We start from the raw sequence: 23,241 nt of genomic DNA on the forward strand, positions 1-23,241 counted from the left end.
ATCGTACGGTTACTTCATGCAGGGAAGTCAGGGTTATTTCCGCAGCACATTTCGCCTGATACCGGAGAACGAATGAACGATCTGAGCACATTGACCCGCCGTTTTTTCCTCAAGGCTGCCGCTCTCGCAGGAGCAGGAGCCGCACTGGATCCCATGCGTGCACTCGCGCGGAGCAGTACAGCTCCTGCCGCTGCGATGCACAAGGCAGCATCGCTCCCGATATCCATCGCGAGCGCCAATGGACTCGAGGCCACCAAACGTGCGGTGGCGATGATGCGGGATGGGAAGGATACGCTCGATGCGGTGATCGCGGGAGTGAACCTGGTGGAGAATGATCCGGAGGATGATACCGTCGGGTATGGCGGACTCCCAAATGAGGACGGCGTGGTGGAACTCGATTCCTGCGTCATGCATGGTCCGACCATGCGCGGCGCCGGAGTTGCGGCTTTGCGCAACATCAAGAATCCCTCACTCGTCGCACAACGTGTGATGGAGCGCACCGATCATGTGCTGCTCGTCGGCGAAGGCGCCCTGCGTTTCGCACGCGCGCATGGCTTCCGCGAGGAAAATCTGCTGACGGATGCTTCGCGCGAAAAGTGGCTTTCATGGAAGGAACATCTGAGCAAACAAGACGACTGGCTGCCGCCGCATGGGGAGGAAGACAGGGACATCGGCGCGCTGTTCGGAGTGGAAGGTCGTCCCACCGGCACGATCAACTGTCTCGGACTCAACGACAGGGCGGAGATTTCCGGCGTGACGACGACGAGCGGACTCGCGTTCAAAATTCCAGGACGTGTCGGGGATTCCCCGATTCTCGGTGCGGGACTGTATGTGGACGGCAGCATCGGTGCCGCGGGATCGACCGGTCGCGGGGAAGCCAACCTGCTGTCGCTGGCGAGTTTCCTGATCGTCGAGCGTATGCGGGCGGGGGATGCGCCGACGGATGCCTGCCTCCAGGCCTGCCAACGCATCGTTGCGCAGACAAAGATGAAGCGCCTCCTCAGCGAGGATGGCATGCCCGCATTCAACGTGAATTTCTACGCACTCAACGTTCGTGGTGAATTCGGCGGTGCTTCGATCTGGTCGGGCCGGCGGTTCGCCGTCAATGAAGGCGGAGAGAGCCGTCTCGTCGACAGCGCATATCTTTTCGAGCGCTGATTTCCCAATAAATATGCAGTTTCTGCATATTTTGAAACAGAACATCACTCGCATACTGCATGACTACACCACGCGATTCCGATATAACTGCTCCTGAGGGACGACGCGACGACCGCGAACTCGACCGCGCGCTGCGTCCCATGCACTTCGAGGATTTCACGGGACAGAAATCCATCGTCGACAACCTCCACGTGTTCATCACCGCTGCGCGTCAGCGCGGAGAGGCGCTGGACCACGTATTACTTACGGGTCCCCCGGGACTCGGGAAAACCACGCTGGCGCATATCATTGCGAATGAAATGGGGGCGTCACTGAAAATGTCCTCCGGTCCCGTACTCGACAAACCCGGCGACCTGGCCGGACTGATCACCGGACTCGAGGAAGGCGACGCGTTGTTCATCGATGAAATCCACCGCCTTTCTCCCGTGGTCGAGGAATACCTGTATTCCGCCATGGAGGATTACACGCTCGACATCATGATCGACAGCGGTCCCAACGCCCGCAGCGTGCAGATCGAACTGAAACCGTTTACGCTTATCGGCGCCACGACGCGGGCTGGACTCCTGACCGCTCCGCTGCGTGCGCGCTTCGGTATCACCAACCGGCTCGACTACTACGACGTGGATCAGCTCAAGCGCATCGTGCTGCGTTCGGCACGCATCCTCGACATCGCGGTGGACGAGGATGGCGGCGCATCTGAAATCGCCCGCCGTTCGCGCGGCACGCCCCGCATCGCCAACCGTCTCCTCCGCCGTGCAAGGGATTTCGCGCAGGTGATCGGCGACGGCGTCATCACACGCGAGATCGCCGACCACGCGCTCAACGCGCTGGAAGTGGACGAGAACGGACTCGACGACATGGACAAGCGCATCCTGACGACCATGCTGGAGAAATACGCTGGAGGACCGGTCGGACTCAACACCCTCGCCATTGCGGTCGGTGAGGAACCCGGGACTATCGAGGAAGTCTACGAACCGTATCTCATCCAGGAAGGCTATGTGCAGCGCACGCCGCGTGGACGCGAGCTGACCAATGCGGGATATGGACTGCTCGGGAAAGCGCGTCCCACAAAGCGCGATCAGCCGGGCCTGTTTTCGAAAGGGGATGACGATGCGTCCTGACAAGTCGGCGGCATTGCCGCTGCGGGGCATCATCCTGCTCCTTTCTCTCACTATCCTCCTGCTCAGCGCCTGTGGCGGAAAGGTGAAGCCACCGGTTGCGAAGTCCGTCCCTGAGGAACTCCCCGATCAGGAAAGCTGGAATTCCACCGTCACGTTTTCCGACAGCGGCCAGGTGCGCGCCATCCTCCAGGCGGGACATATCCGCATGTACAAATCCCGCAATGAGACATTGCTTGACAGCGGCGTTGTGGTGGATTTCTACGGACGCGACGGTGAGCATACCTCGCAGCTCACCTCGAAGCGCGGCAGGGTGGACGATACGCACAAGGATCTCGAGGCCTTCGATGATGTGGTCTTCCGCAGTGACAGCGGCACCGTCGTGGAAACCGAATACATATACTGGGAGAACATGAACCGCAAGGTTCGCGGCGACCGCTTCGTGACCATTACCTCACCTGCCGAGAAACTGCAGGGCTACGGCTTTGAGGCCGACCAGGATCTCAAGAACTACACCGTCTTCGGCAAGGTCACCGGCGAAGCAGAGTTCGACAAGTAATTCAGTACAAACGCTTTTTTGTTTCGAGTTCAGAAGGGAAATCCCATGAAACGCATTTCCACACGCATTGCTTTGCTGCTCTTCATTCTGGTATTCGGTACTGCATCTGCATCTGCACAGGATATTGCGCAGAAGCTGGATACCGCAATCAAGTCCTACGCTGACGCACGTGTTTTCAATGGATGCGTGCTCGTCGCAAAAGGTGACGACGTTCTGTATGCAAAAGGATACGGCCTGGCGAGTGAGACCTGGGATATTCCGAACACTGCGGACGTACGTTTCCGCATCGGGTCGGTGACCAAGCAGTTCACCGCGGCAGTCATCCTGCGCATGATGGAAGAGGGGAAGCTGGATCTGCAGGCGCACATCAGTGACTACATTCCATACTATCCCAAAAAATACGGCAGTGTGATCACGCTGCATCAACTGCTGACACATACTTCGGGACTCCCGAATTTCACGGACTTCCCGGAGTATCTCGAGCACATGGAGTCGGGGTTGGAGCAGGATTCTGTGATGGCACTGTTCTGGAACAAGGATCTGGATTTCGAACCCGGCAGCAATTATTCCTACAGCAACAGCGGGTACTTCGTGCTGGGCTGCATTATCGAGAAGGTGGGGAAGACGACGTACGAGCGTGCGCTGCATCACTACCTGCTCGATCCACTCGCGCTGGTGAATACCGGATGCGAGCACAAGGACATTATCACGAAAAGACTCGCGGAAGGATTTCAACGCACGCCGCTTGGATACAATCACACGCGCTACATCGACATGGAACTGCCGTTTGCTGCAGGCATGATGTACTCCACTGTGGGTGATCTTTATCGCTGGACGCGATCACTGCACACCGGCAAGGTGTTCGTCAATGAAGATACATACAACATGATGACCACTGCCTACACCGACAATTACGGCTATGGTGTCGGTGTGCGTGATATCAGTCTGGGAGACAGAAGCGTTTCGGCTGTCATGCATTCGGGAGGAATCAACGGATTCACTTCGCAGTGCTGGTATCTTCTCGAAGATGCTTATACGATCGTCGTACTCGATAACGCCATGGGTCCCACCGCCCGCGTTGGCGACGCCATCGTGCGTGTGCTTTACGACCTCCCGCTGCTTCCCGTGCTCCCCTCCATCGCTGATGAGGTGGCACGTATCGCGGATGCAGAAGGGATGACCGCCGCACTCACGCAGTATGATGTCCTGAAGATGACCGAAAAAGAACAGTGGGATTTTGCAGAGCGCGAACTCAACTTGCTCGGGTACTACTATCTCCGACAGGATGAGGTGGATGCTGCCATTGCCGTGTTTGAAAAAAACATCCAGGAGTATCCGGGATCATCAAACACCTACGACAGCATGGGGGAAGGACTCTACAAAGCGGGACGCTACGACGAATCCATCGCCATGTACAAAAAGGCGCTGGAGATGGATCCTTCCAATACAACGGCCGCGCCGATGCTGAAGAAAATGGGTGTCGAAGTCGAGGCGAAAGAATTAAAGCTGGATGAGGATTTGCTGCAGAGCTTTGTCGGGAAATACGAATTGCAGCCGGGTTTTGTGATCGATATCACGCGGGAGGGGACGCAGCTGTTTCTGCAGGCAACCGGGCAGCAGCGCTTTGAAATTTATCCCTCAAAGACCAATGAGTTTTATCTCAAGGTTGTCGAAGCGCGCATCACGTTCAACGGCGACGGCATTGCACCCGCAGAAAGCCTGGTGCTGCATCAGAACGGAAGGGATATGCCCGCGCAGCGGATGGATTGAGTCCGGAGGAGGAGGAGGGGGAAGAATCAGTCATCATTATCCGCACCTTCGGGCAGTGCGGGATCGATGAGTAATACCTTTTCACGGTCTACGAGGACGGAGCCGGGATTGGCTCCCTTCGGTTTGCGCACGTACTTCTTTTCCGTATAGGCCACCGGGACGCGCTTCGCATTCCGGTGTTTGCTGTAATAGGCGGCGATGGCCGCGGCCTGACGGATAGCCTGCTTTGAAGGATCTCCCGCCGCACTGCCTACTTTCAGAACGACATGCGAGCCGCCGACGCCGCGCGCGTGGAACCAGAGGTCGTTGGGACGACTGTGGCGCACGGTGAGCAGGTCGTTATTGGCGGAGTTTTTTCCCGCCCAGACTTCGAAGCCGCCTTCGACGACGAACCGGCGGAAGGGAAAGGGCGATTCATCCTTCTCGCCTTTCTGTGTCATACCGAGTTCATTCATGAGTTTTGCCTGCTGTTTGAACAGCGTTTTGAGTTCGTTGAGATGTTCACTGTCGCGTACGCTGTCGCGCAGCATACTCAGCACCTCGATACGATAGCGCAGGGAAGCGGCGCGTTCCTTCACATACGAAATCGACGCGCGTGTCTGCTGCGCCTTGCCGAAGTAGCGCTGCGAATTTTCGAGTACCGTGGTGCGTCCCTTCAGGGGAATGCTGACCACGAGCCGGGGATCGGTGAACACGTCAGGCACTGTGATACGTCCCGGCTGCTCCGGCTGATCATAGAGGTGTATCATCAGCAGGTTACCGAACTTTTCATATTCATCCGCCTGCAGTCGGAGCGTATCGGGATTCGAGAGTTTCCCGAGACTGCGTTCGAGGCGTTGTAGTTCACGTTCAATGCGGTCGCCCACACGCTTGCGAACGGCGGCGAGTTCTCCGCCGCTGAAGCGCTTGCGGAGATACAGGAAAAGAGCATCGAGCAGAGGAGATGCAATTTCCTCAAATCCTTCCTCTTCCAGGTGCCGCAGCTGAAAGGGAGCCGCATGCGCAGCCGCACCGTCACGCAGATACACATATCCCGTTCCCCCATCCGAAGCGCGCAACACCTCATTGAGGACTGCTGTGATTGCAGTACGCTTTTCCTGAGCGAGATCGGCAACAGGCTGCGTCAGCGTGCATTCTGCGCGGAAACATATTTCCTCAGCAAGCGCGCCGGCGAGCCAGGGACGGAGGTGTCGCAGTGCATCGCGCACTGCTTTCTCACCGGCACTTGAGAAGGCCGATACAACATCCATGTCGCTGAATTCCGGAAGCGCATTCGAATATGCAGTTTCTGCATAATTTGCCGGAGCCGCATGCTGCTTGAAGCTGTCGAGCAGTGTACCGTCAGCATCCGTCAGCAGCATATTTGCACGCATGGAAAAGAGGAAGGCATACAGTGCGCGTCCGCTCGCCAGCGCGATGCGCACAATGCGATCGTCCTTTGCAATACGCACACTCTCGATGCGATCTCCCGCCAGATCAGGAAAAAGATCGAGCGAATTTTTCCGCGCCCGCGCAAACTCCGGCTTCAGGAGCAGCCAGGCGAAATGCGGCTCCGCCGAAAACTGCAGCACCGTCTCATCCTCTCCACGCCGCGTCACCAGCACCAGCTCATTCTTCTGTTGCGTAAACGCCGCCATGATCACCGCACCCTTCAGCGCGTCATCCAGTCGCTGCGCCACCGCGCGATATGTCAGCCAGTTGGAGAACATGGGTCAGATGTCAGATTGCAGATTTCAGATGGCAGAGAATGGAAATATGGAAAAACTGAAGAATGAAAACATCAATCACGCAAAATTGGCAGATACGCTGAATGTCTAGCGCCCTGCACAGCGGGGCTCAGGCGCGAGTTCCGCGACGCGGAACGAGCTCACGCGTGAGGCACCGCGACAGCGGTGACGAACTCACGCGCGGAATGAGCTCCGCTTCGCGGAGCGATTGACGCTCACGCGATTATGCTCGGCTCGTAATCCTCGGGTTTCTGGAAGCAGAGGAGATTGAAGATGGTGGCGGCGACGTTGGCGAGTCCGGGCGTTTCGATGTCCGCGAGCTTGTAAGGGGGCTGCTCGCGGGAGTCGAGAATGCAGAAAGGGACGGGATTGAGCGTATGCGATGTTTTCGGTGTGCGCTCGCCGTTCTTTTCAGTGAACATTTCGTCGGAGTTGCCATGGTCGGCCGTGATGAGCACGATACCCTTCATCTCCATGACCTTCTCCACCAGTCGTCCCACGCATTCATCTACAGTCTCAATAGCGGTGATGGCTGGCTGCAGCTTGCCACTGTGTCCGACCATGTCGCCGTTGGCGAAATTGATACGTCCGAAGCGGAACCCTTCATCCAGCAGTTCGATGGCCGCATCGGTGATTTCCACCGCTTTCATTTTCGGTGCCTTGTCGAATTCGATACGGTCGGACGGAATCTCGACGTATTTCTCGAGTGAGTCGTCGATGTAACCGGAATTGTTGCCGTTCCAGAAATAGGTGACATGTCCGAACTTCTGTGTTTCCGAGATGGCGAAGCTCGTGACCCCTTCGGCGCAAAGGTATTCGCTCATTGTGCGTTCGATGCTGGGGGGATTGACCAGGTACTGCGGGGGAATGTGCAGATCGCCGTCGTACTCCATCATTCCGGCGAAGGTGATGTCGGGGAGGGGACCCCGATCGAACTCGCTGAAGTCCTTTTCCGTCAGCGCCCGTGAAATTTCAATCGCGCGGTCGCCGCGGAAGTTGAAAAAGATCACGGAGTCGCCGTCCGTTATCCGGCCGACGGGACCATTATCATCCGCCACCACGAAAGCATCGAGGTACTGATCGGTGATCTCGCTGTCTTCATTGTAGAAAGTCCGTACCGCTTCACTGGCGGAGGTGAATTGGCGTGCCTTGCCGAGCACGTGTGCATCGTACCCCTTTTTCACCACGCTCCAGTCCGCATTGTAGCGATCCATGGTCACATTCATGCGTCCACCACCCGATGCGATCTGATAGTCGCGATTCTCTCCATGCGATATATCAGCGAGTTTCTCTTCCAGCGGCTGCAGGTATCGGAGGGCCGACTTTTCGTCCACATCGCGTCCGTCAAGCAGCACATGCACACGCAGGCTCTGCACGCCGGAGGCATGCGCACGGTCGATCATGGCATAGAGATGATCGATATGCGAGTGCACATTGCCATCGGAGAGCAGGCCCATGAAGTGCAGCGTGCCTCCCTTGCTGTGTTTTTCCATGAGGGATGTCCACAGCTCGGTCTCAAACATGCTGCCGTCCGCGATCGCCCGGTTGACAAGTTTGGCGCCCTGTGCGAAAATGCGTCCCGCCCCCAGCGCATTATGTCCCACCTCGCTGTTGCCCATATCGTCGTCGGAAGGGAGTCCCACAGCCGGACCATGTGCCTTGAGCTGTGTGTACATTCCTTCACGGAAATATTTATCGAGATGCGGCTTGTTCGCTTTGAATATGGCGTTTCCTTCGTATTCCTTCCCGATGCCGTAGCCATCCATGATAATCAGCAGTACGGGTCCCTCAGGTGCAGTACAATCGTTGAGGCGTGGGAGTGTCAGTATCATTACTATCCTCTTTTCCAGAAATCGTGTTCAGCAGAGCAATGTAAGAAATTCCCGTATGCGAATGGGAATGCGGGATTTTTCCTGCCTGCCTGCAAATCCGTATCTTTTTTCAAAACGTCACCAGCAGCGGAAGCGTTCGATGTTACGATTTATTTGCCTCTTCTTTTTCGCCACCGTCTCACTCACCGCGCAGCAGACCGGAGATCACACCTATGTTCCCCCGGTTGGGGAGACAGCGTTCGAGGAAGGAGGTGGCCCTGTCGTCGTCATTGACGAAGCGCATCACAACTTTCATACGATGGAAGGACGGTACCGCACATTTGCGGAATTTCTGCGCCGGCACAATTGCACGGTGCTTCCCGGTACGCAGCCGCTGTCGCTCCCGGTTCTCAGCGGGGCGGATATTTATGTGATCGCGAACGCACTGGGAGAGGACGATGTGGAGGAATGGGCACTGCCGGTGGAAAACGCGTTCACGACAGAGGAAGTTGACGCCCTTGCGCGCTGGGTACGGCAGGGAGGTTCGCTCTTCCTGATCGCCGACCACATGCCTTTCCCTGGTGCGGTGGACAGCCTTGCGCTGCGCTTTGGCATTCACTTCAGCAACGGATTCGCATTTTATGAAGGGAAACCGGGTCGCGGAATGATGTTTACCCGCGAAAACAAAACGCTGCGACCCCACTGGATTACCGACACGAAACTCGATGGCATGTGGGTCGACTCCGTCGTCACCTTTACCGGGTCGGCGTTCCGTATCGACGGTGAGCATGTACCGCTGCTGAGTTTCGGCGCACGCATGTTCTCGGTGGAGCCCGACACCGCCTGGGTGTTCGAGGACAAGACGCCTCGCGTGAACATTGAAGCCTGGCGCCAGGGTGCGGCAATGAAATACGGGAAGGGACGCATCGTCGTATTCGGCGAAGCTGCCATGTTCACTGCGCAGTTCTCGGGCGAGCGCCGTATTCCGATGGGACTCAATGCCCCCGAAGGCGCCCGCAACGCCCCGCTGCTTGTCAACATCATCCGCTGGCTGCATCCCATCGATGGGAACACGGACAAACACTGATAAAACGGATCAATTGGAACACCGATTACACTGATTTCGCGAATTTTCACGGAAGTTTGGGAAAAGCGTTCTTCCCAATCTCCGTGAAAATCGGTGAAATCCGTGCTATCCGTGTTCTCACTGATCCGCCGCATCAGCGTTCGTCTGTGTTCCCATTGCGTGTTTTAGTAATTTAGTACGCTATTCTCTTTCTCTTCACCAGACAGAAGAACCATGAACCCACAGACTTTTATTGACGACCTGAAAAGCAGGGCACAGAAACTCGAGAAGCACATTGTGTATCCGGATGCGACGGATGAGCGCGCGATTGAGGCGGCACGGATCGTGACGGATGAGAAACTTGCGAAGATCACGCTGGTTGGCGTGGAAGCAGATATTCGCGCGAAAGCCGAAGAAAAGGGCATCAGTCTCGACGGCATTGCCATCGTGGATCCCGCGCTGAGCGAGCATATCGAAGATTTCGCGAACACATACTACGAGCTGCGCAAGCACAAGGGCATGACGCCGGAAGAGGCGCGGAAGACGGTGGAGCATCCGCTGTTTTTCGGTGATCTGATGGTGCGCAAAGGCATCGCCGACGGCAGTGTGTCGGGCAGTCTTTCGACCACGGGTGATGTGATCAAGGCGGGGCTCCATTGCATCGGACTCAAGGAAGGGATCAAAACCGTTTCGAGTCTCTTCGTGATGAAATTCCCGGAGAAGATTTATGCCTTCGCCGATTGCGCCGTCCTTCCTCTGCCGGATGCGCAGCAACTGGCTGATATCACCATCAGCACGGCCGACAATTTCCATGCACTCACCGAAGAAGAACCGCTGGTCGCCATGCTCAGCTTCTCTACCAAGGGAAGTGCGAAGCATGAGCTGATCGACAAGGTGCTCGAAGCGAAGCGCATCGTGCACGAACGCAGGCCCGATCTGAAGGTGGACGGCGAGATGCAGTTCGACGCAGCCATCATTCCCGCCATTGGCAAGAAAAAGGCGCCGGAGAGTGAAATCGCAGGCAACGCGAACGTCCTCGTCTTCCCCGATCTCCAGGCCGGCAACATCGGTTACAAAATTGCAGAGCGTCTCGGTGGCGCGGAAGCGCTTGGACCCATCGTCCAGGGCCTCGCGCGTCCCGCCTACGACCTCTCCCGCGGCTGCTCGGTGAACGACATCGTCGTGACCACCGTGTTTAACGCCGTCATGGGCGCGGTGTAATACTATCAATGGGAACACGGGTTTTCACGGGTCTTACGGATTTCCACGGAGATTATTGCGAGCGCTTTTTCCAGTCTCCGTGGAAATCTGTACGACCTGTGAGAATCCGTGTTCTCATTGATTGATAAGCATTTTGCGGGTGAGGGTGCTTGTGGGGGTAGACAGGCGGTACACGTAGACTCCTGCGGGGAGGGCGTGGGTATTGAATACCGCTGAATGGGCGCCGGGGGCGAGAGGTGCGTCGACGAGTCGTGCGATTTCCTTTCCCAGCATGTCATGTACGGTCAATGTCACCAGTCCACTTCGGATGCTGCTGAAATCTATCGTGGTCGTTCCGGTGGCGGGATTGGGGTAGTTCCGGGAAAGAGTTGTCACCATCGGGGTGTAAACTGGGGCATCCAATCCCGTTTTCTGGAAACGAATCCGCCTGCCGATATAGCCCGGTGCGGTCGAGTCGGCGAAGACCGTATCGGTGCCGTCGGTTGCAGTGACCCACCATATCACATCAACAAAGACGGTTGTTGGTATGCCATTGAACTCGTCGATAATACCGGCAAGCGTTCCATGATTCAGGGTGAGTCTGGGAAGCCGTCCGCCACTGTCGGATGCATAAACGCGTGTCGTGCTGCTGTCACCAAACTTCTGGAAGGTGAGGGTGTAGCGCACGCTGTCGCTGAAATATTCGTCCGAGTCAATGGAAAGACGCACACTGTCGTACAGGTCGACAGGGTCGGGCCTTGTCCAACTGAACACCTCTTTCAATGAGGCATACACGAGCCTGATGACAGCGTTGTTCGATGGCTCGACCAGATCAAACGGCGCTGGTGGGTGGGCGAGTTGCGCAAAGGCGGGGAGGCTGCTGTTGAGTTTCTGGTCGTCGCTGCTGGTGACGAGCAGCATCTGACCGGTGTTGCCGCGGAGGGGACGGGCGGTGTTCGCCATGAAATAGAACTCCCGGCGGCCGTTGAGCGTGATTTCGGGTGCTGTGAGGGGATGAACGCCGCTTCCGGGAACGGTGTCGATTTCGCCGGGATGCAGGGCTTCCATGCGCACACGCACGTCGTCGGTGATCGTATTGAGATAGCGATCCTGCGGGGTGAGCAGAATTTCGAAGGGACGATAAAGAAACACGGCGGGAGTGGTGGAGTCGGGCCAGGTGCATTCGAGCAAAAGCCGGTCGAGTGCACCGGCATTCCAGGTAAGGGAAGGGGATTGATGAAGATGTGCGGCCTTTCCGGGACGAAGTTCCATACGGATATCGGTTTCGGCCTTGCTGGATTGATAGCACAACCGCGCACGTCCCTTTTCAAACAGCTCACGGGGAATGATGTATTCTCGCGGATGCAGCAGAGGGATCTCTGTCCCCGAGACTATAAGACGCGACCAGGTGAAGGCGCGGGAATCGGCGCTCCACGAATGCCTGGAGGTGTCGACATCGACGGTTGCGTCCCTTATGAAAAGGGTGACATCGCGTCCCGTTTGATCCCAGTCCTCAATCAGTGTATCCGACCGCAGCGCCAGGAGGTCCACGCAGAGTGAATCGCCAGCTGTGAGAACGACAGGCGTATGCGCATCAGCGAAGTCGAAGGCAACGCCAACCCGTTCGTTATCATCATCCGTCAGACGCAGCCGGTATCCGGGAATGCCCGGACCGATAGGAGTGGAAGTCCCTGTGTCATCAGGCGTCGAAGCGACGACGTACCAGATGACATCGCACTCTGTGGTGTTCGGCGTTTCCATGATAATGGACATGTAGTCGAACAGCTGATTGTGCGTGACAGTCAAACTCGCCGCGCTTCCACCGCTGTCTGATGGCAGCACGATCTCGCGCTGCAGATTGTCCGCTCGCGCGAAGTGAATTTCGTACGTCGCAGACAACGCCGCGGTCAGCCAGCGAAAACGCTCATACGCATCCGACCGCGTGAGCGTGAATACCGTTTCATCCACCGGTTCCAGAAGCGCAAATGTCGATACCTGCTGCGCCTGCATCTGCGCACAGAGCAGCATAAATAAAAGGAGAAAGCGTTTCATCGGCCCCCCGCGTAATCATGTATATATCCGAAAATATACTCGGAAATACTGCTACATTCAATGGGAACGCGGACGAACGCGGATATTACGGATAAATGTAGAACGCTGATTTCACAGAATTCACGGATCAAGTCGGAACACAGATCACACGAATTTCGCGGATTTTCACCGAGGTTTGGATAAATCTCATTTCCCAAACTTCCGTGTAAATCTGTGAGATCTGTGCAACCTGTGTTCAGCCCTGATCCGTCAAATCTGTGTGATCTGTGTTCCCCTTGATGGTATCAACAGAAAACCCCGCATGGTTGGGCACGCGGGGTTTTCCTGGGTTGGGTAAAGTATAGTTTGGAGGGAATTTCTCTGCCCCCTCCGGGCATTTTCCTGTTACTTCATCACCACCATGCGGCGGGAGAGCACTTTGCCTTCGGCTTCGAGGCGGTAGATGTACACTCCGCTGCGAAGGGAGGAGGCGTCGTACTGCACGGTGTGCACGCCGGCGTCGAGGGTTTTGTCGACGATGGTGCCGGCTTCCTTGCCGATCAGGTCATAGACCTTGATGGACACGCTGCCGCGGCGCGTGGTGCTGAACGTGATGCTCGTGCTGGGGTTGAACGGGTTCGGATAGTTCTGCTCGAGCGCCACGGTGGTGGGACGCGGTGCGCCTTTGACACTGCTGATGGCGTCGGCGATCATGGAGATGTAATGACCGGGCGCGGGATCGCTCTTGGTCGTGTACAGTCCATCCGTCGCATTCACGTACCAGAGGAACTGGTAGAAGCGCGTCGTCTGCTGACCGCTGATATCCTTCATCAATCCCCACAGCTGTCCATGCGTCAGCGAAAGCTCGGCATTCATGCCGTTGTCATTCGATGCGATGCGATGGGCGTTGGTGAGGCTCACGCTGTCGACGATGACCCATTCGTAGGTGACGACATCGGAAACCAGATTCGTGTTGAAACGTGAAACCTGAATGTCGGTGTACGGATCCTGCGGAACGGGTTTTTCCCAGGTGAAGTCCTGCGTACCAGCCGAGGTGAGAAGGTTGAGTACATAATGATCAGGAGGATCCAGCAGCGAGAACGCCGTGGGTGCATGCGAAAGAACTTCATAGGGATCGGTCTGACCGAAGATGCTCGGATCGTTGACTGAGTACGCGCGAATCCACTGCGTCTCGGTCGGCTTCTCACGCTCGATACGCGATGCGACCAGGTAATTCGTCAGTCCCTGAATGAACACGTCACCCGAGAAAATTTCGGCGAGACCGGGATTCTGCTGATCGAACTCACCGGGGAAGCGCGCGGAGAAGCGCGTCTTCATCGTCACTTCCGAGTAGTTGAGATAGCGGTCGCGGGGAACGACAACAATTTCGTAGGGACGCAGAAGGAATACGCCGTCAGTCGGCGGGGTCTGCGATGTGAGGTCCACAAGATAATTCGTGACTTCATCGGCCATGAAATCCACGCTGGCGGAAACCTGATTCAGGAAGGGCAGGTCAGGCGTCACCGCGATGTACACGCCGGTATCGGCCTTGGTGACGGTCAGACAGATTTCTGCCTCGCCGTCGACGAAGTACGTCTCGGGGATGGACCATGTGCTGTCGTCGATACGCGTCAGTTCGGTTCCGTTATGTTTGATCACGGCCCAGCTGTATCCATCGGGATCCGCATTCCAGGACTGTGTGCTGGAATCGGAGTTCGCGTCGGTATTCACCAGCGTAAGCGTCGTGGGCTGTCCGATCTGATCCCATGAGCGGATGACATTGCCGTTTTCGTCCTTTGCCGTAAGGGTGAAACACACTTCCTCACCGACAAGACGCTGCATATCGCCCATGACACCGGTTTGTTTGAATTGCACTCCTCCGTTCCCCGGACCTCCCTGTCCGGCCTGGAGCACTGCGAAGCACATTGACAAGCCAAGCGTCAAAGACAACAGGTGCCTCAATTTCATATTGTTTTCCTCCAAGCGAGTGTATGAGTTGTAACTATTAAATCAATGTCGTGTTGGGAGTACGGTTTTCACCGAATAAAAGAATATAGCGAGGGTGCGTTGCAGGCGCAAGAGGAAAGATGCTTCCGTGGAAACCAATTTTTGTTCTTTCCGAATCGCATTGCGCGAAATGCACACTCCGGATATATTCAATCTATCAGCCAGAAAGGAAAGGGACTTCATGCGTGTTGTGTCCGTTCGTTATGCCGTCCTCACAATACTGACCTTCGTTGCCGCGTTCCACCTGTCACCGGCGCAGACGGCGCTCGATTCCTTGTACAGCTATGCCGACAACGGGGTGATCGCTGTCGGGGTGGTGCGGGCGACGGGACAATTCCGTATCGAAGCGTCAGACGGTACTCCCATCCAGTTTCAGAGCACCGGGGGAGTAACCGGCTATACGAATGTCCATATAGGTACTAACACTTTTACGAACAATTTGTTACACCGGACTGCTCCACCCTTTGGAAGCAGGGCGATGCAGGATATCGAGGTCGAGGAGCTGTCGGATCGTGTCCGTGTACGCGCAAGACTGTCGGCAGGGAAGGATGTCCTGCTTTTTCAACAGGATTTCATCCCTTCCATGGACGGCGATTACGCGTACATCAACATCATCACGGAACTCGAGAATGTGACGGGACATGCAGTATCGGCCGGTGCGCTGCTCATGCAGGATGTGATGATCGGGGATGAGGATGTGGTCGATATGGAGGTCGACGGCAGCGCGGTAACGACGGAACGCTCCTGGTTCGATTCTGCTGTGCCTGCCGGGTGGGAAGCAACCGCGGCGGGAAATGGCATCGTGGTGCGGGGACGGCTGCAGAGTGCGACGGCGGACCCTCCCGATCAATTCGTCGTCGGCAACTGGCAGTACGACGGCTACCTCGGTGCGGCGGTGTGGGATTACACGGCGTCGGGACGCACGATCGTCGATCACGCGACGCTGCTGCAGTGGAATGCTCAGCCAATCGCGTCCGGTGCCACGCGCAGTCTGCGCACGGACTACGGCTTCCTGGCTACGCGGGAGGCGTTGCTTACATGCTCGCTTCCTGCACTTGTGGTGAACGAGGACAGTTCCGCGTTCACGCCATATCCCATTCCCGCCACGGCAACGGTGACGAACATCGGATCTCTGCCGCTCAGCAATATTGATGTGAAGATCGCCCTGCCGCCTGAGTTGATGCTGGCGGCGGGGGAGAGTGCGATCAAGAGCATTGCGGGACCTCTGAGCCCAGGTTCCAGTATGCCGCTGCAGTGGCTCTGTGACGCTGCGACGGTGGATACGGCGACACCGGTGAGGGTAGATTTTTCCATCATCGCTCCACCGGAGCTCACGGCGCAATGCAGTGCGCAGACCGTGCTGCCGCCCGTGGCGACGATGGATTTCGTCATCGACTGCGGCGACACCGTCGTCCTCAAACGCAGTGAAGAGGGACTCGGCTATACACCGGATCCATTTTCCGTATCCGTGCTCGTGCGCAATACCGGGGGACGCGCGCTGCGATCGCTGCAGGCGGAACTGCAACTCCCGTCATCGCTCGTCCTGGCCACTGGCAGTCTCACCGTGCCCGTGCTTCCCGATCCCCTGCTTCCCGGCAGTGTCGCCGTTGTCAGCTGGCAGCTCCGCGGTATTCAGCAATTGCAGTCCGTCACCGCCACGTATACGGTGCGCGTGTTCGGACAGGAGCTGGAACGCCAGTGCAGTAACGAGGTGCTGCTTCCCCCGTATTCGGAAGAGCCCTGCATGGAACCCGGCACCAATACGGCGGGTACGGATTTCTGGATTGGCTTTCTTCCCGATCTCGTCGGCTCGGCCGACGTGTACCTCCGCGTTTTTATCTCCGCGCCGTCGGGCGCCGAGGTCACCCTGCGTTCGTCGGTCGACAACAGCATCGAGCATCTCTCCATTCCCGCCGGCGCGATGAAAAGCCTGGAGGTCGCCGCGGAACACAATGCGATTCCCGTGGAAATACCCGCGCAGAAGGGATTGCGTCTTCAGAGCACAACACCCGTGCATGTATTTGCGGGGAATTTCCGTGATCGCCATTCGGATGGGATGACAATTCTCCCGACGCATGCACTCGGGACGAGGTATGTGACGGCGGGATACAACTTCGCTGAAGCCTATGAGCATTTCAGCGTCATGGCGACCGAGGACGGCACCGTGGTGAGTATTACGCCGAGCGCGATGACCTCCCTGCTGCGTCCACCGGGATTGGCTTTCGACGTGACACTGAACGCGGGTGAAGTGTACTATGTAAAATCCTATGTCGCGGGATCCGGGGGGTCGGTTACCGGCTCCGTGATCGAATCGTCGCATCCCGTGGCCGTGTTTTCCGGGGCGGAATCCGGATGGGTGCCTGATCAGGGCAATCGCCTCGACTTTCTCAATCCTCTCGCTGAGCAGATGATTCCCGTGCGTTATCTCGGGACGGAATATGTTGCCGTACCCTTCCGTTCCCGCAGACGCGGGGATACCTATCGCGTCGTCGCGACGGAAGACAATACCAGCTATACCGTCAATGGTGGACCAGCGATTTCCCTGCCTGCGGAGGGGAGCTGGCATGAGGATATCCTCTCAACTCCCTCACTGATCGAAGCGGACAAGCCCGTGCTGGTTGCACAGTATGCGAATTCCGCCACCTGGGATGCTTCGACCAATGAATACGGTGACGGCTCGATGCTGCTGCTCGTGCCAACCGACCGCTTCATGAGCTGTCACTACTTTCCTGCAGGCATGCTGCTGGCGGATGCTGCCCTGGTGACGAATACCAGCGTCTCGGTCAACAGCGACAGCTGGCTCGAGGTGGACGATACACCGCAGCTTGCATCATCGACGTTTACCGCCGAATGCATGGTGAATGCAAACGGCAGTGGGGCGGTGATGTCACGCTTTGCCGGCGGGAACGCGGCCTGGGAAGTGCAGTATGATTTCAACCGCGCCCGCCTCGCGCTGGCCGTGGGACGTCCCCCTTTGCAGCAGCTGTTCTACACAAGCGACAATGTGCTTTTGCCCGGACGCTGGCGGCATGTGGCACTGGTCATGAATGGTTCTGCGGGATATGCGAAACTGTATCTCGGGGGACAGGAGGTACTCAATGCGAGTTTTACCGGACAGGATTTTGCGGGCAGCGGTGGCGGCGTGGCCTTCGGCGGCGTGTACAACGTATCAAATCAATCCCTCTTCTGGGGACAGCTGGATGAATGCCGGTACTGGCAGATTGAACGCAGCGCCGCGCAGCTGCGTGCTGCGATGGACGGAAGGCTCAGTGCGCTCGATCGTGCTGGACTCGTGGGGTACTGGGCGTTCTGTGACGGATACAAAGACCAGAGCGGATTGGGACAGGACATGCATCCAAAGGGCAATCCGGTTCTTCAACCCAGCTGGGGACTTTCAGCGAACTACAATTGCGAGGCGCAGGACGATTCTAATTTTGTCAACCTCGTCGCTCCAGCCACGGCACAGTCCGCAATCACGGTGAATTACGTGCCCCTGCCGTCGAACGCCTTTTCCCCGATCTCCGGCGGATGGACCTATGCCAGACTGAAGCTGCCCACAGGCATCAATCGCATCGAAACCAGCGACGCAGCCGGAATCGGTGCCAGCAGCTATGGCTTCGCTTACCACGACGCGTACACCACATACACGGGTTTCCGCGTGTCGTCACAGACGCAGTCTGCTGGCGTCATCCCAGCTGCGCAGTCGCTGCAGCTGCATGCTCCCTATCCGTCACCACTGCAGGGAACGGGTACCGTCACGTTCACGCTGCCACGTTCCGGTCAGACACGGCTGCTGCTCTGTGATATGCTCGGTCGCGTGCGCAGCGTGCTGCTCGATGCCGACATGCGAGCAGGGGAGCACCACGTCGCCATAAATCTGCGCAATATTTCCAGCGGTACGTATATCCTTCGGCTGATTTCCGGAGAAAAGGAGTCGCAGCGCACTATTGTACTTCTGCGTTGATCTGTGTATTCTGGCAACACCTATGAAAACGCATCGTATACTCCTCTTGTGTCTTTTCCTGTTCTGCACATGCGTCCCTGCGACGCTGCAGGCACAGTTCCGTTCGGATACGCCCTTGCGCTCCGCTGCAGCACCCTATGAGAGCGACATTCTCTCCGCGCGTCCCGTGCGCTATGTGCTGGGACTCGGTCCCGGGGCAATGTACTACACACACGACGGCAGTTTCTCGCCATCCTGTGACTGCAATTTCAGCGACCAGAGTGACACGCAATTCCATTTCGCCGGGGAATTCCTCGTGCAGTATCCCAAGCTCGGATTCGCGTACGGCGTGCTCGTGACGTACTACGACGTTTCCGCTGAATTTTCGCGCGAGGAAGTGCGTCCCTCCATCGTTGTCGGAGATGATCCGCCCATCGATGTCGAGTACCGCAACACGTCCAACGTCACCCTGCAATGGCTGAGCGTCACGCCGGAATTTCTCTGGTACATCCCGCGCAGCAGTGCGTTTTTGATGGCGGGACTCGAACTCGGCTTTCCGCTCGACGCACGTTACGATCACATTGAGCACATCCTGACACCGGGTATCACCTATTACGACGGCAACACCGACAATGTGCTGGTCGAGGAAAGTGACATCCCTGACGGAACGCGCATGCGTTTCGCCATTGCTCTCGGACTCGGTTATGAAATTCATCTTGGTCCCTCGGTTTCCATCACGCCGCATGCAGGTCTCAATCTGCCGCTGACCACGGTGTCGTCTACTGACGACAGCTGGCGCGTGACGACTGCCTACGGACTGCTTATGCTACAACTCAGACTCTGATACATGTCACGACACTATGCAATAGGTATCGTGCTTGGGGCGCTTTTCCTCGCCTCCTGCACGAGCATTTACGAGGCGGGGACTGACCTCGACGGGAAGTGGGCGGTCGCTCCGGTGACGCACGCAAACAGCGACGCGGACGACCTTGCTCCGCTGCCTTCGGCGAAGGGACTGTATTTTACTTCAAACCGTGCAGTTGGCGACGAAGAACTCGACCGCATGTTTCTGCTTCCCAAAGGGGAAACCGCTCCGCTGCTTCTGCGCACCACGTCGGGAGAAATCAAGAACGGAGCCTTGCTGCTGCTTCCCGGCAGCGGCGGCGAGGTGATGTTCACCGAGTGCTACAGGGACGATGCCGTCGGAGATTGCGATATCGTTGAAGGACGCCTCAGCGGCGCCGGCACGGAAGTCATGGATGTGCATCTCGTCAAAGAAGTGAACAACGTCGAATGGGATCATCATCCGACGATGAGCGGTGACGGCGGTCCGGGTTCCATGCTGATCTTTGCCTCCGAGCGCTACGGCGGCAATGGTGGCAGCGACCTGTGGATGAGCCTGCGCACGGAAAAAGGCTGGAGTGCGCCGGTGAATCTCGGGTCCACACTCAATTCCTCCGGCAACGAGATTACGCCGTGGATTACACCCGCAGGAGATGAACTGTACTTTGCGTCTGATGCATTGCCCGGTCGTGGTGGGTTCGATATCTACCGCAGCCGGCGCAGCGGAAAGGGCACGACTTCGAAGTGGAGTGAACCCGAAGCGCTGGGCGCGCCCGTGAATACGGAAAGTGATGAAGTGTTTTTTCACGGTCCCGCCGATGGCGATACGCTGTACTTCGCATCCAACCGTGAGGGAGGGAAGGGCGGCTTCGACATTTATCGTGCCGCGCGTATGCGCATCGTCACACCGCCTCCGCCACCACCGCCCGTGAAGAAGGAGAAGCAGATCGTACTGCGCCTCCGCGCCGTGAACGCATATACGATGGAGCCGATCGATGCCGTCATCAACGTCGCCTCCGGTGACAATGAAACGGAAATCGGCGAAGGCTACGGTGTGGTGGAAGTCCCGCTGCGCTTCAACAAGCTCTATAATATTTCCGCCACGAAAGCCGGTTTCCAGAATGCCGTTGAGGAGTACCAATCCAACGGAGAGACGTATATCAAAGGACGCGCGAAGCCGGAAGGGGACAAGCTGGTTCTCGAACACTCTGTGATCATGCTGCCCATCGCGGAAGATGAGCGCAAGATTTATGCATTCACCGTGGAGTTCGATTTCAACCTTTCCAACATTCGTCCCGAAGAAGAGCGCAAGCTCGACAGCGCCGCCATCCTTCTCGAGCAGTTCCCGCAATCCACCGTTGTCATTTCCGGTCACACCGATTCCGTCGGCACCGTTTCGTACAACGTCAAGCTCGGGTACCGACGGGCGAAGCAAGTGAGCAAATATGTGCTCGACTGGCTGCGTACGCATGGTGTGAAGCTGCTCAACGAAGCGGAAATCCGCACCTACGGAGAGTCCGAACCCGTCGCGCCGAATCGAACGGACGAGGGAAGGCAGCGTAACCGGCGCGTGGAAATTGCCATCGTACGAAATCGCTGACATCATTATGCAGAACGTGCATAATCTGGAAAGCGTCGTCATCCTCCTGCAGCAGGCCGGCGTGCAGGTGGAAGCGCAGCAGCAGGAACTGCTGCAGCGCTATGTGGACCTTCTGCTCGATTGGAATTCCCGCATCAATCTGATTTCGCGCAAAGACCAGGAGCAGGTCTGGCGCAATCATATGCTCCATTCGCTTATCGTTCTTGCCCAGCTCCCCATGCCACGCGAAGGATGGATCACCGATATCGGCAGTGGAGGGGGACTCCCCGGCATACCCCTCGCAATCCTGCTGCCCGGCGTGCAGTTCCTCCTTGTCGATTCCGTGGGAAAGAAAATCCGCACCGTACAGGAAATGGCCTCAGCGCTTGAACTGCCGAACGTGCGCACCGTGCATGGACGCGTGGAGGATGATGTCGTGCTCGGCGACTACGCGGGTAAGGCGGATATTGTCACGGCGCGTGCCGTCACGCGTCTCGAAGCCCTGCTGCGCTGGGCGCGTCCCCTCTTGCGCACCGATGGTCCGCGTCGCCTTGTGGTCTGGAAAGGCGGAGATCTGACGGAGGAGATCACCGAGGCGCGGCGCAATCCCGTACTCGGGGGTATAGAGGAAATCAGTATGGATATTCCCGGGGAGGAGTATTTCCGTACCGAAGAAAAGAAACTGCTCAACATACGCTATCGATGAACGCCCGCATTTCCATGCTGCTTTTGCTGCTTCCCCTGCTGACGGGCTGCAGTCTTCTGCGCAGTGCCGCAGGGGGAAACGTGGATCGCGAACGCTATGCGCTGGCGCGTGAAGCCGCCGCGCTGGAAGTACGCCATCAGGGCGTGCTGCAGCTGTCGGATCGCCTTTTGCGCAAGCCGGATCCATCCGATGCCGACCTGGTGCTGCAGCTTCGTGAGGATTTCATCCTCCGCATGCTCGCACAGTTGCGCGGCAGAAAGGGATGGATCGACGCGGAGACCGCGTATGTCATCGATTCGGTGGACGGCGACCTGTACAACGGCTCGGCTCTCGTGACGCTGCATCTCAACGTGCGCAATGAGGGATACGGGGTTGATGTGCGGTTGTTGATGGACACGCAGCTCGCACTTGTACCTGACGGCGATGCGCTGCGCGTGGAGTTCGAGCCCTATCATGTTGCGCCCGATGTGCAGGCCGGTGGAGTGCTCTCCGCCGCGGAGGATATCATTGCCGATGTGATCCGGGTGAAGCTGGGAACGCTGCGTGAGCAGTTTCCGCCGCTGCGCCTGCCGCTCGGAATTGATCAGCAGCTTACCATCAGTGGCGGCAGTACGCCGTATGAGGGAACGCCCCGCCTTGTTATCAATACTCCGCGCAGACTGCTCGACTACAACATGCAGCTGCGCGATGTTCTCATCTTCGATGACTTTGTGCTCGTCTCCGCAAACCTCACAACCCTGAGGGTGCGATGATGACTGGGCGTGCACAGCTGTGGCCTGCGCGGTCCTTTGCGCCCGAAAATATGCAGAAAGTGCATAATTCTGGCCGCAGGAATATGCAGAAAGTGCATAAAGAGGGATGCTGGAATATGCACAAACTGCATAAAGCCGTCCGCGGCCTGGCAGTTCTGACCTTGAGCATACTTGTGGCGGCCTGTTCCTCGATCGATTTGCCAACAGTGGAACAGTCGGAACGGCGTATCGGTGATCTGAGGGAACGCATTGCTTCGGGCGATGCAACGCTGGATCTGTACGCAAAGCGCTACGGGCAGCAGACGGATGGATCGGTTTCTCTGCGCAGTGACGTTCTGAACAGGTTGTTCGGCGCGCTTGCATCGGCACGGAGTGATGATGTGGTCGTCGGCTTTCCTCCCACGCGGCCGTTGCTGCAGGAGAAAAAATCGATTCTTGGCATTCGGTACACCAACAGGCTGGATATCGACAGTGGACGCGTGGCGGTGAATCTCAAAGAAGCGCGGCTGCTGGCGGTGCGGGGTGATGAACTGCGCGTACTCCTGGATATGGAGGGCAGTGGCAGGATCGCGGTATCAGGGACATACACCGGCATCAGTGCGTCTTCGTCCCCGCGCATCGAACTTTCATTGCGTGACACCGTGGCCTTTCGTGTACGGACGGCAAAAGACGGACAGCTGCTTCTCGAACCGCGGAGAAAGCTGGTGCAGCTGCTTGCGACTCTGCATGTGTCGTTGCTGGGGTGGGAGATACCATGGACGGAGGAGATTCCGCTGCAGGTGACAGACATCATCGACCCGGTCTGCCTGCCGTCGATGATTGCGACGGAGATAAAACTTCCGGTCCCCGCAACAACGTACGGAGACCGGAATTATGAATTCGTCGCGCATCCGGTGGAGTTCCTGAACACGCGTGTCAGGCTTGGGGCAGAGCGCCTGACCTGGCAGTTCGACTGCGTATTCCGCTAGCCG

At 57.4% G+C, this 23,241-nt stretch carries 16 protein-coding genes; 12 read left to right on the forward strand and 4 right to left on the reverse strand.

Annotated features, from left to right (window positions below):
- Positions 1-72 precede the first annotated feature (72 nt).
- Genes KQI65_16755 through KQI65_16770 form a run of 4 tightly spaced genes read left to right on the forward strand, consistent with a single transcriptional unit; the run spans position 73 to position 4,605 of the window.
- A complete protein-coding gene (locus KQI65_16755) occupies positions 73-1,158 on the forward strand; it encodes a N(4)-(beta-N-acetylglucosaminyl)-L-asparaginase (GenBank protein ID MCB2206396.1) in 1,086 nt (361 codons plus the stop codon).
- Positions 1,159-1,217: 59 nt separating this feature from the next.
- Positions 1,218-2,279, forward strand: a complete 1,062-nt coding sequence (gene ruvB, locus KQI65_16760; GenBank protein MCB2206397.1) for a Holliday junction branch migration DNA helicase RuvB — start codon at positions 1,218-1,220, stop codon at positions 2,277-2,279.
- On the forward strand, positions 2,269-2,835 hold the full coding sequence (gene lptC / locus KQI65_16765; protein ID MCB2206398.1) for an LPS export ABC transporter periplasmic protein LptC: 567 nt from the start codon (positions 2,269-2,271) through the stop codon (positions 2,833-2,835). The genes ruvB and lptC overlap by 11 nt, the downstream gene beginning before the upstream one ends.
- A gap of 45 nt (positions 2,836-2,880) precedes the next feature.
- The gene (locus tag KQI65_16770) at positions 2,881-4,605 is read left to right on the forward strand and encodes a serine hydrolase (GenBank protein MCB2206399.1); all 1,725 of its coding nucleotides are present in this window, start codon (positions 2,881-2,883) and stop codon (positions 4,603-4,605) included.
- 26 nt (positions 4,606-4,631) lie between these two features.
- Here KQI65_16770 and KQI65_16775 read toward each other — a convergent pair whose 3' ends face one another.
- Both KQI65_16775 and gpmI read right to left on the reverse strand, forming a co-directional pair.
- Positions 4,632-6,314: an NFACT family protein gene (locus tag KQI65_16775; GenBank protein ID MCB2206400.1), complete on the reverse strand. Its 1,683-nt coding sequence runs from the start codon at positions 6,312-6,314 to the stop codon at positions 4,632-4,634.
- Positions 6,315-6,547: 233 nt separating this feature from the next.
- Positions 6,548-8,164, reverse strand: a complete 1,617-nt coding sequence (gene gpmI, locus KQI65_16780; protein MCB2206401.1) for a 2,3-bisphosphoglycerate-independent phosphoglycerate mutase — start codon at positions 8,162-8,164, stop codon at positions 6,548-6,550.
- Between the two features lie 139 nt (positions 8,165-8,303).
- On the opposite strand from gpmI, the gene KQI65_16785 reads away from it, so the two are divergent.
- Together KQI65_16785 and pta are read left to right on the forward strand one after the other, a co-directional pair.
- Positions 8,304-9,230, forward strand: a complete 927-nt coding sequence (locus KQI65_16785; GenBank protein ID MCB2206402.1) for a DUF4350 domain-containing protein — start codon at positions 8,304-8,306, stop codon at positions 9,228-9,230.
- 213 nt (positions 9,231-9,443) lie between these two features.
- Positions 9,444-10,430 (forward strand): phosphate acetyltransferase, encoded by a 987-nt coding sequence (pta, locus tag KQI65_16790; protein MCB2206403.1) that lies wholly within the window; start codon positions 9,444-9,446, stop codon positions 10,428-10,430.
- Positions 10,431-10,544: 114 nt separating this feature from the next.
- On the opposite strand, the gene KQI65_16795 is transcribed toward pta, so the two are convergent.
- Together KQI65_16795 and KQI65_16800 are read right to left on the reverse strand one after the other, a co-directional pair.
- Complete coding sequence (locus KQI65_16795) at positions 10,545-12,461, reverse strand: T9SS type A sorting domain-containing protein (protein ID MCB2206404.1); 1,917 nt, start codon at positions 12,459-12,461, stop codon at positions 10,545-10,547.
- 384 nt (positions 12,462-12,845) lie between these two features.
- Positions 12,846-14,315, reverse strand: a complete 1,470-nt coding sequence (locus KQI65_16800) for a T9SS type A sorting domain-containing protein (protein ID MCB2206405.1) — start codon at positions 14,313-14,315, stop codon at positions 12,846-12,848.
- Between the two features lie 313 nt (positions 14,316-14,628).
- On the opposite strand from KQI65_16800, the gene KQI65_16805 reads away from it, so the two are divergent.
- The 6 genes from KQI65_16805 to KQI65_16830 all read left to right on the forward strand — a co-directional run bounded on the left by KQI65_16805 (position 14,629) and on the right by KQI65_16830 (position 23,238).
- Positions 14,629-18,411, forward strand: a complete 3,783-nt coding sequence (locus KQI65_16805; GenBank protein MCB2206406.1) for a T9SS type A sorting domain-containing protein — start codon at positions 14,629-14,631, stop codon at positions 18,409-18,411.
- 115 nt (positions 18,412-18,526) lie between these two features.
- The gene (locus KQI65_16810) at positions 18,527-19,234 is read left to right on the forward strand and encodes a hypothetical protein (protein ID MCB2206407.1); all 708 of its coding nucleotides are present in this window, start codon (positions 18,527-18,529) and stop codon (positions 19,232-19,234) included.
- 3 nt (positions 19,235-19,237) lie between these two features.
- Positions 19,238-20,833 carry an OmpA family protein gene (locus tag KQI65_16815; protein MCB2206408.1) on the forward strand — a complete coding sequence of 532 codons (1,596 nt, stop codon included), beginning with the start codon at positions 19,238-19,240 and terminating at the stop codon, positions 20,831-20,833.
- Positions 20,834-20,840: 7 nt separating this feature from the next.
- Positions 20,841-21,518, forward strand: a complete 678-nt coding sequence (gene rsmG, locus KQI65_16820; GenBank protein MCB2206409.1) for a 16S rRNA (guanine(527)-N(7))-methyltransferase RsmG — start codon at positions 20,841-20,843, stop codon at positions 21,516-21,518.
- Complete coding sequence (locus tag KQI65_16825) at positions 21,515-22,270, forward strand: hypothetical protein (GenBank protein ID MCB2206410.1); 756 nt, start codon at positions 21,515-21,517, stop codon at positions 22,268-22,270. The genes rsmG and KQI65_16825 overlap by 4 nt, the downstream gene beginning before the upstream one ends.
- Positions 22,271-22,386: 116 nt before the next feature.
- Positions 22,387-23,238: a hypothetical protein gene (locus tag KQI65_16830; protein ID MCB2206411.1), complete on the forward strand. Its 852-nt coding sequence runs from the start codon at positions 22,387-22,389 to the stop codon at positions 23,236-23,238.
- Positions 23,239-23,241: the final 3 nt, after the last annotated feature.

The organism is bacterium (assembly GCA_020444325.1).
GTDB lineage: Bacteria > Bacteroidota > Ignavibacteria > SZUA-365 > SZUA-365 > BM516.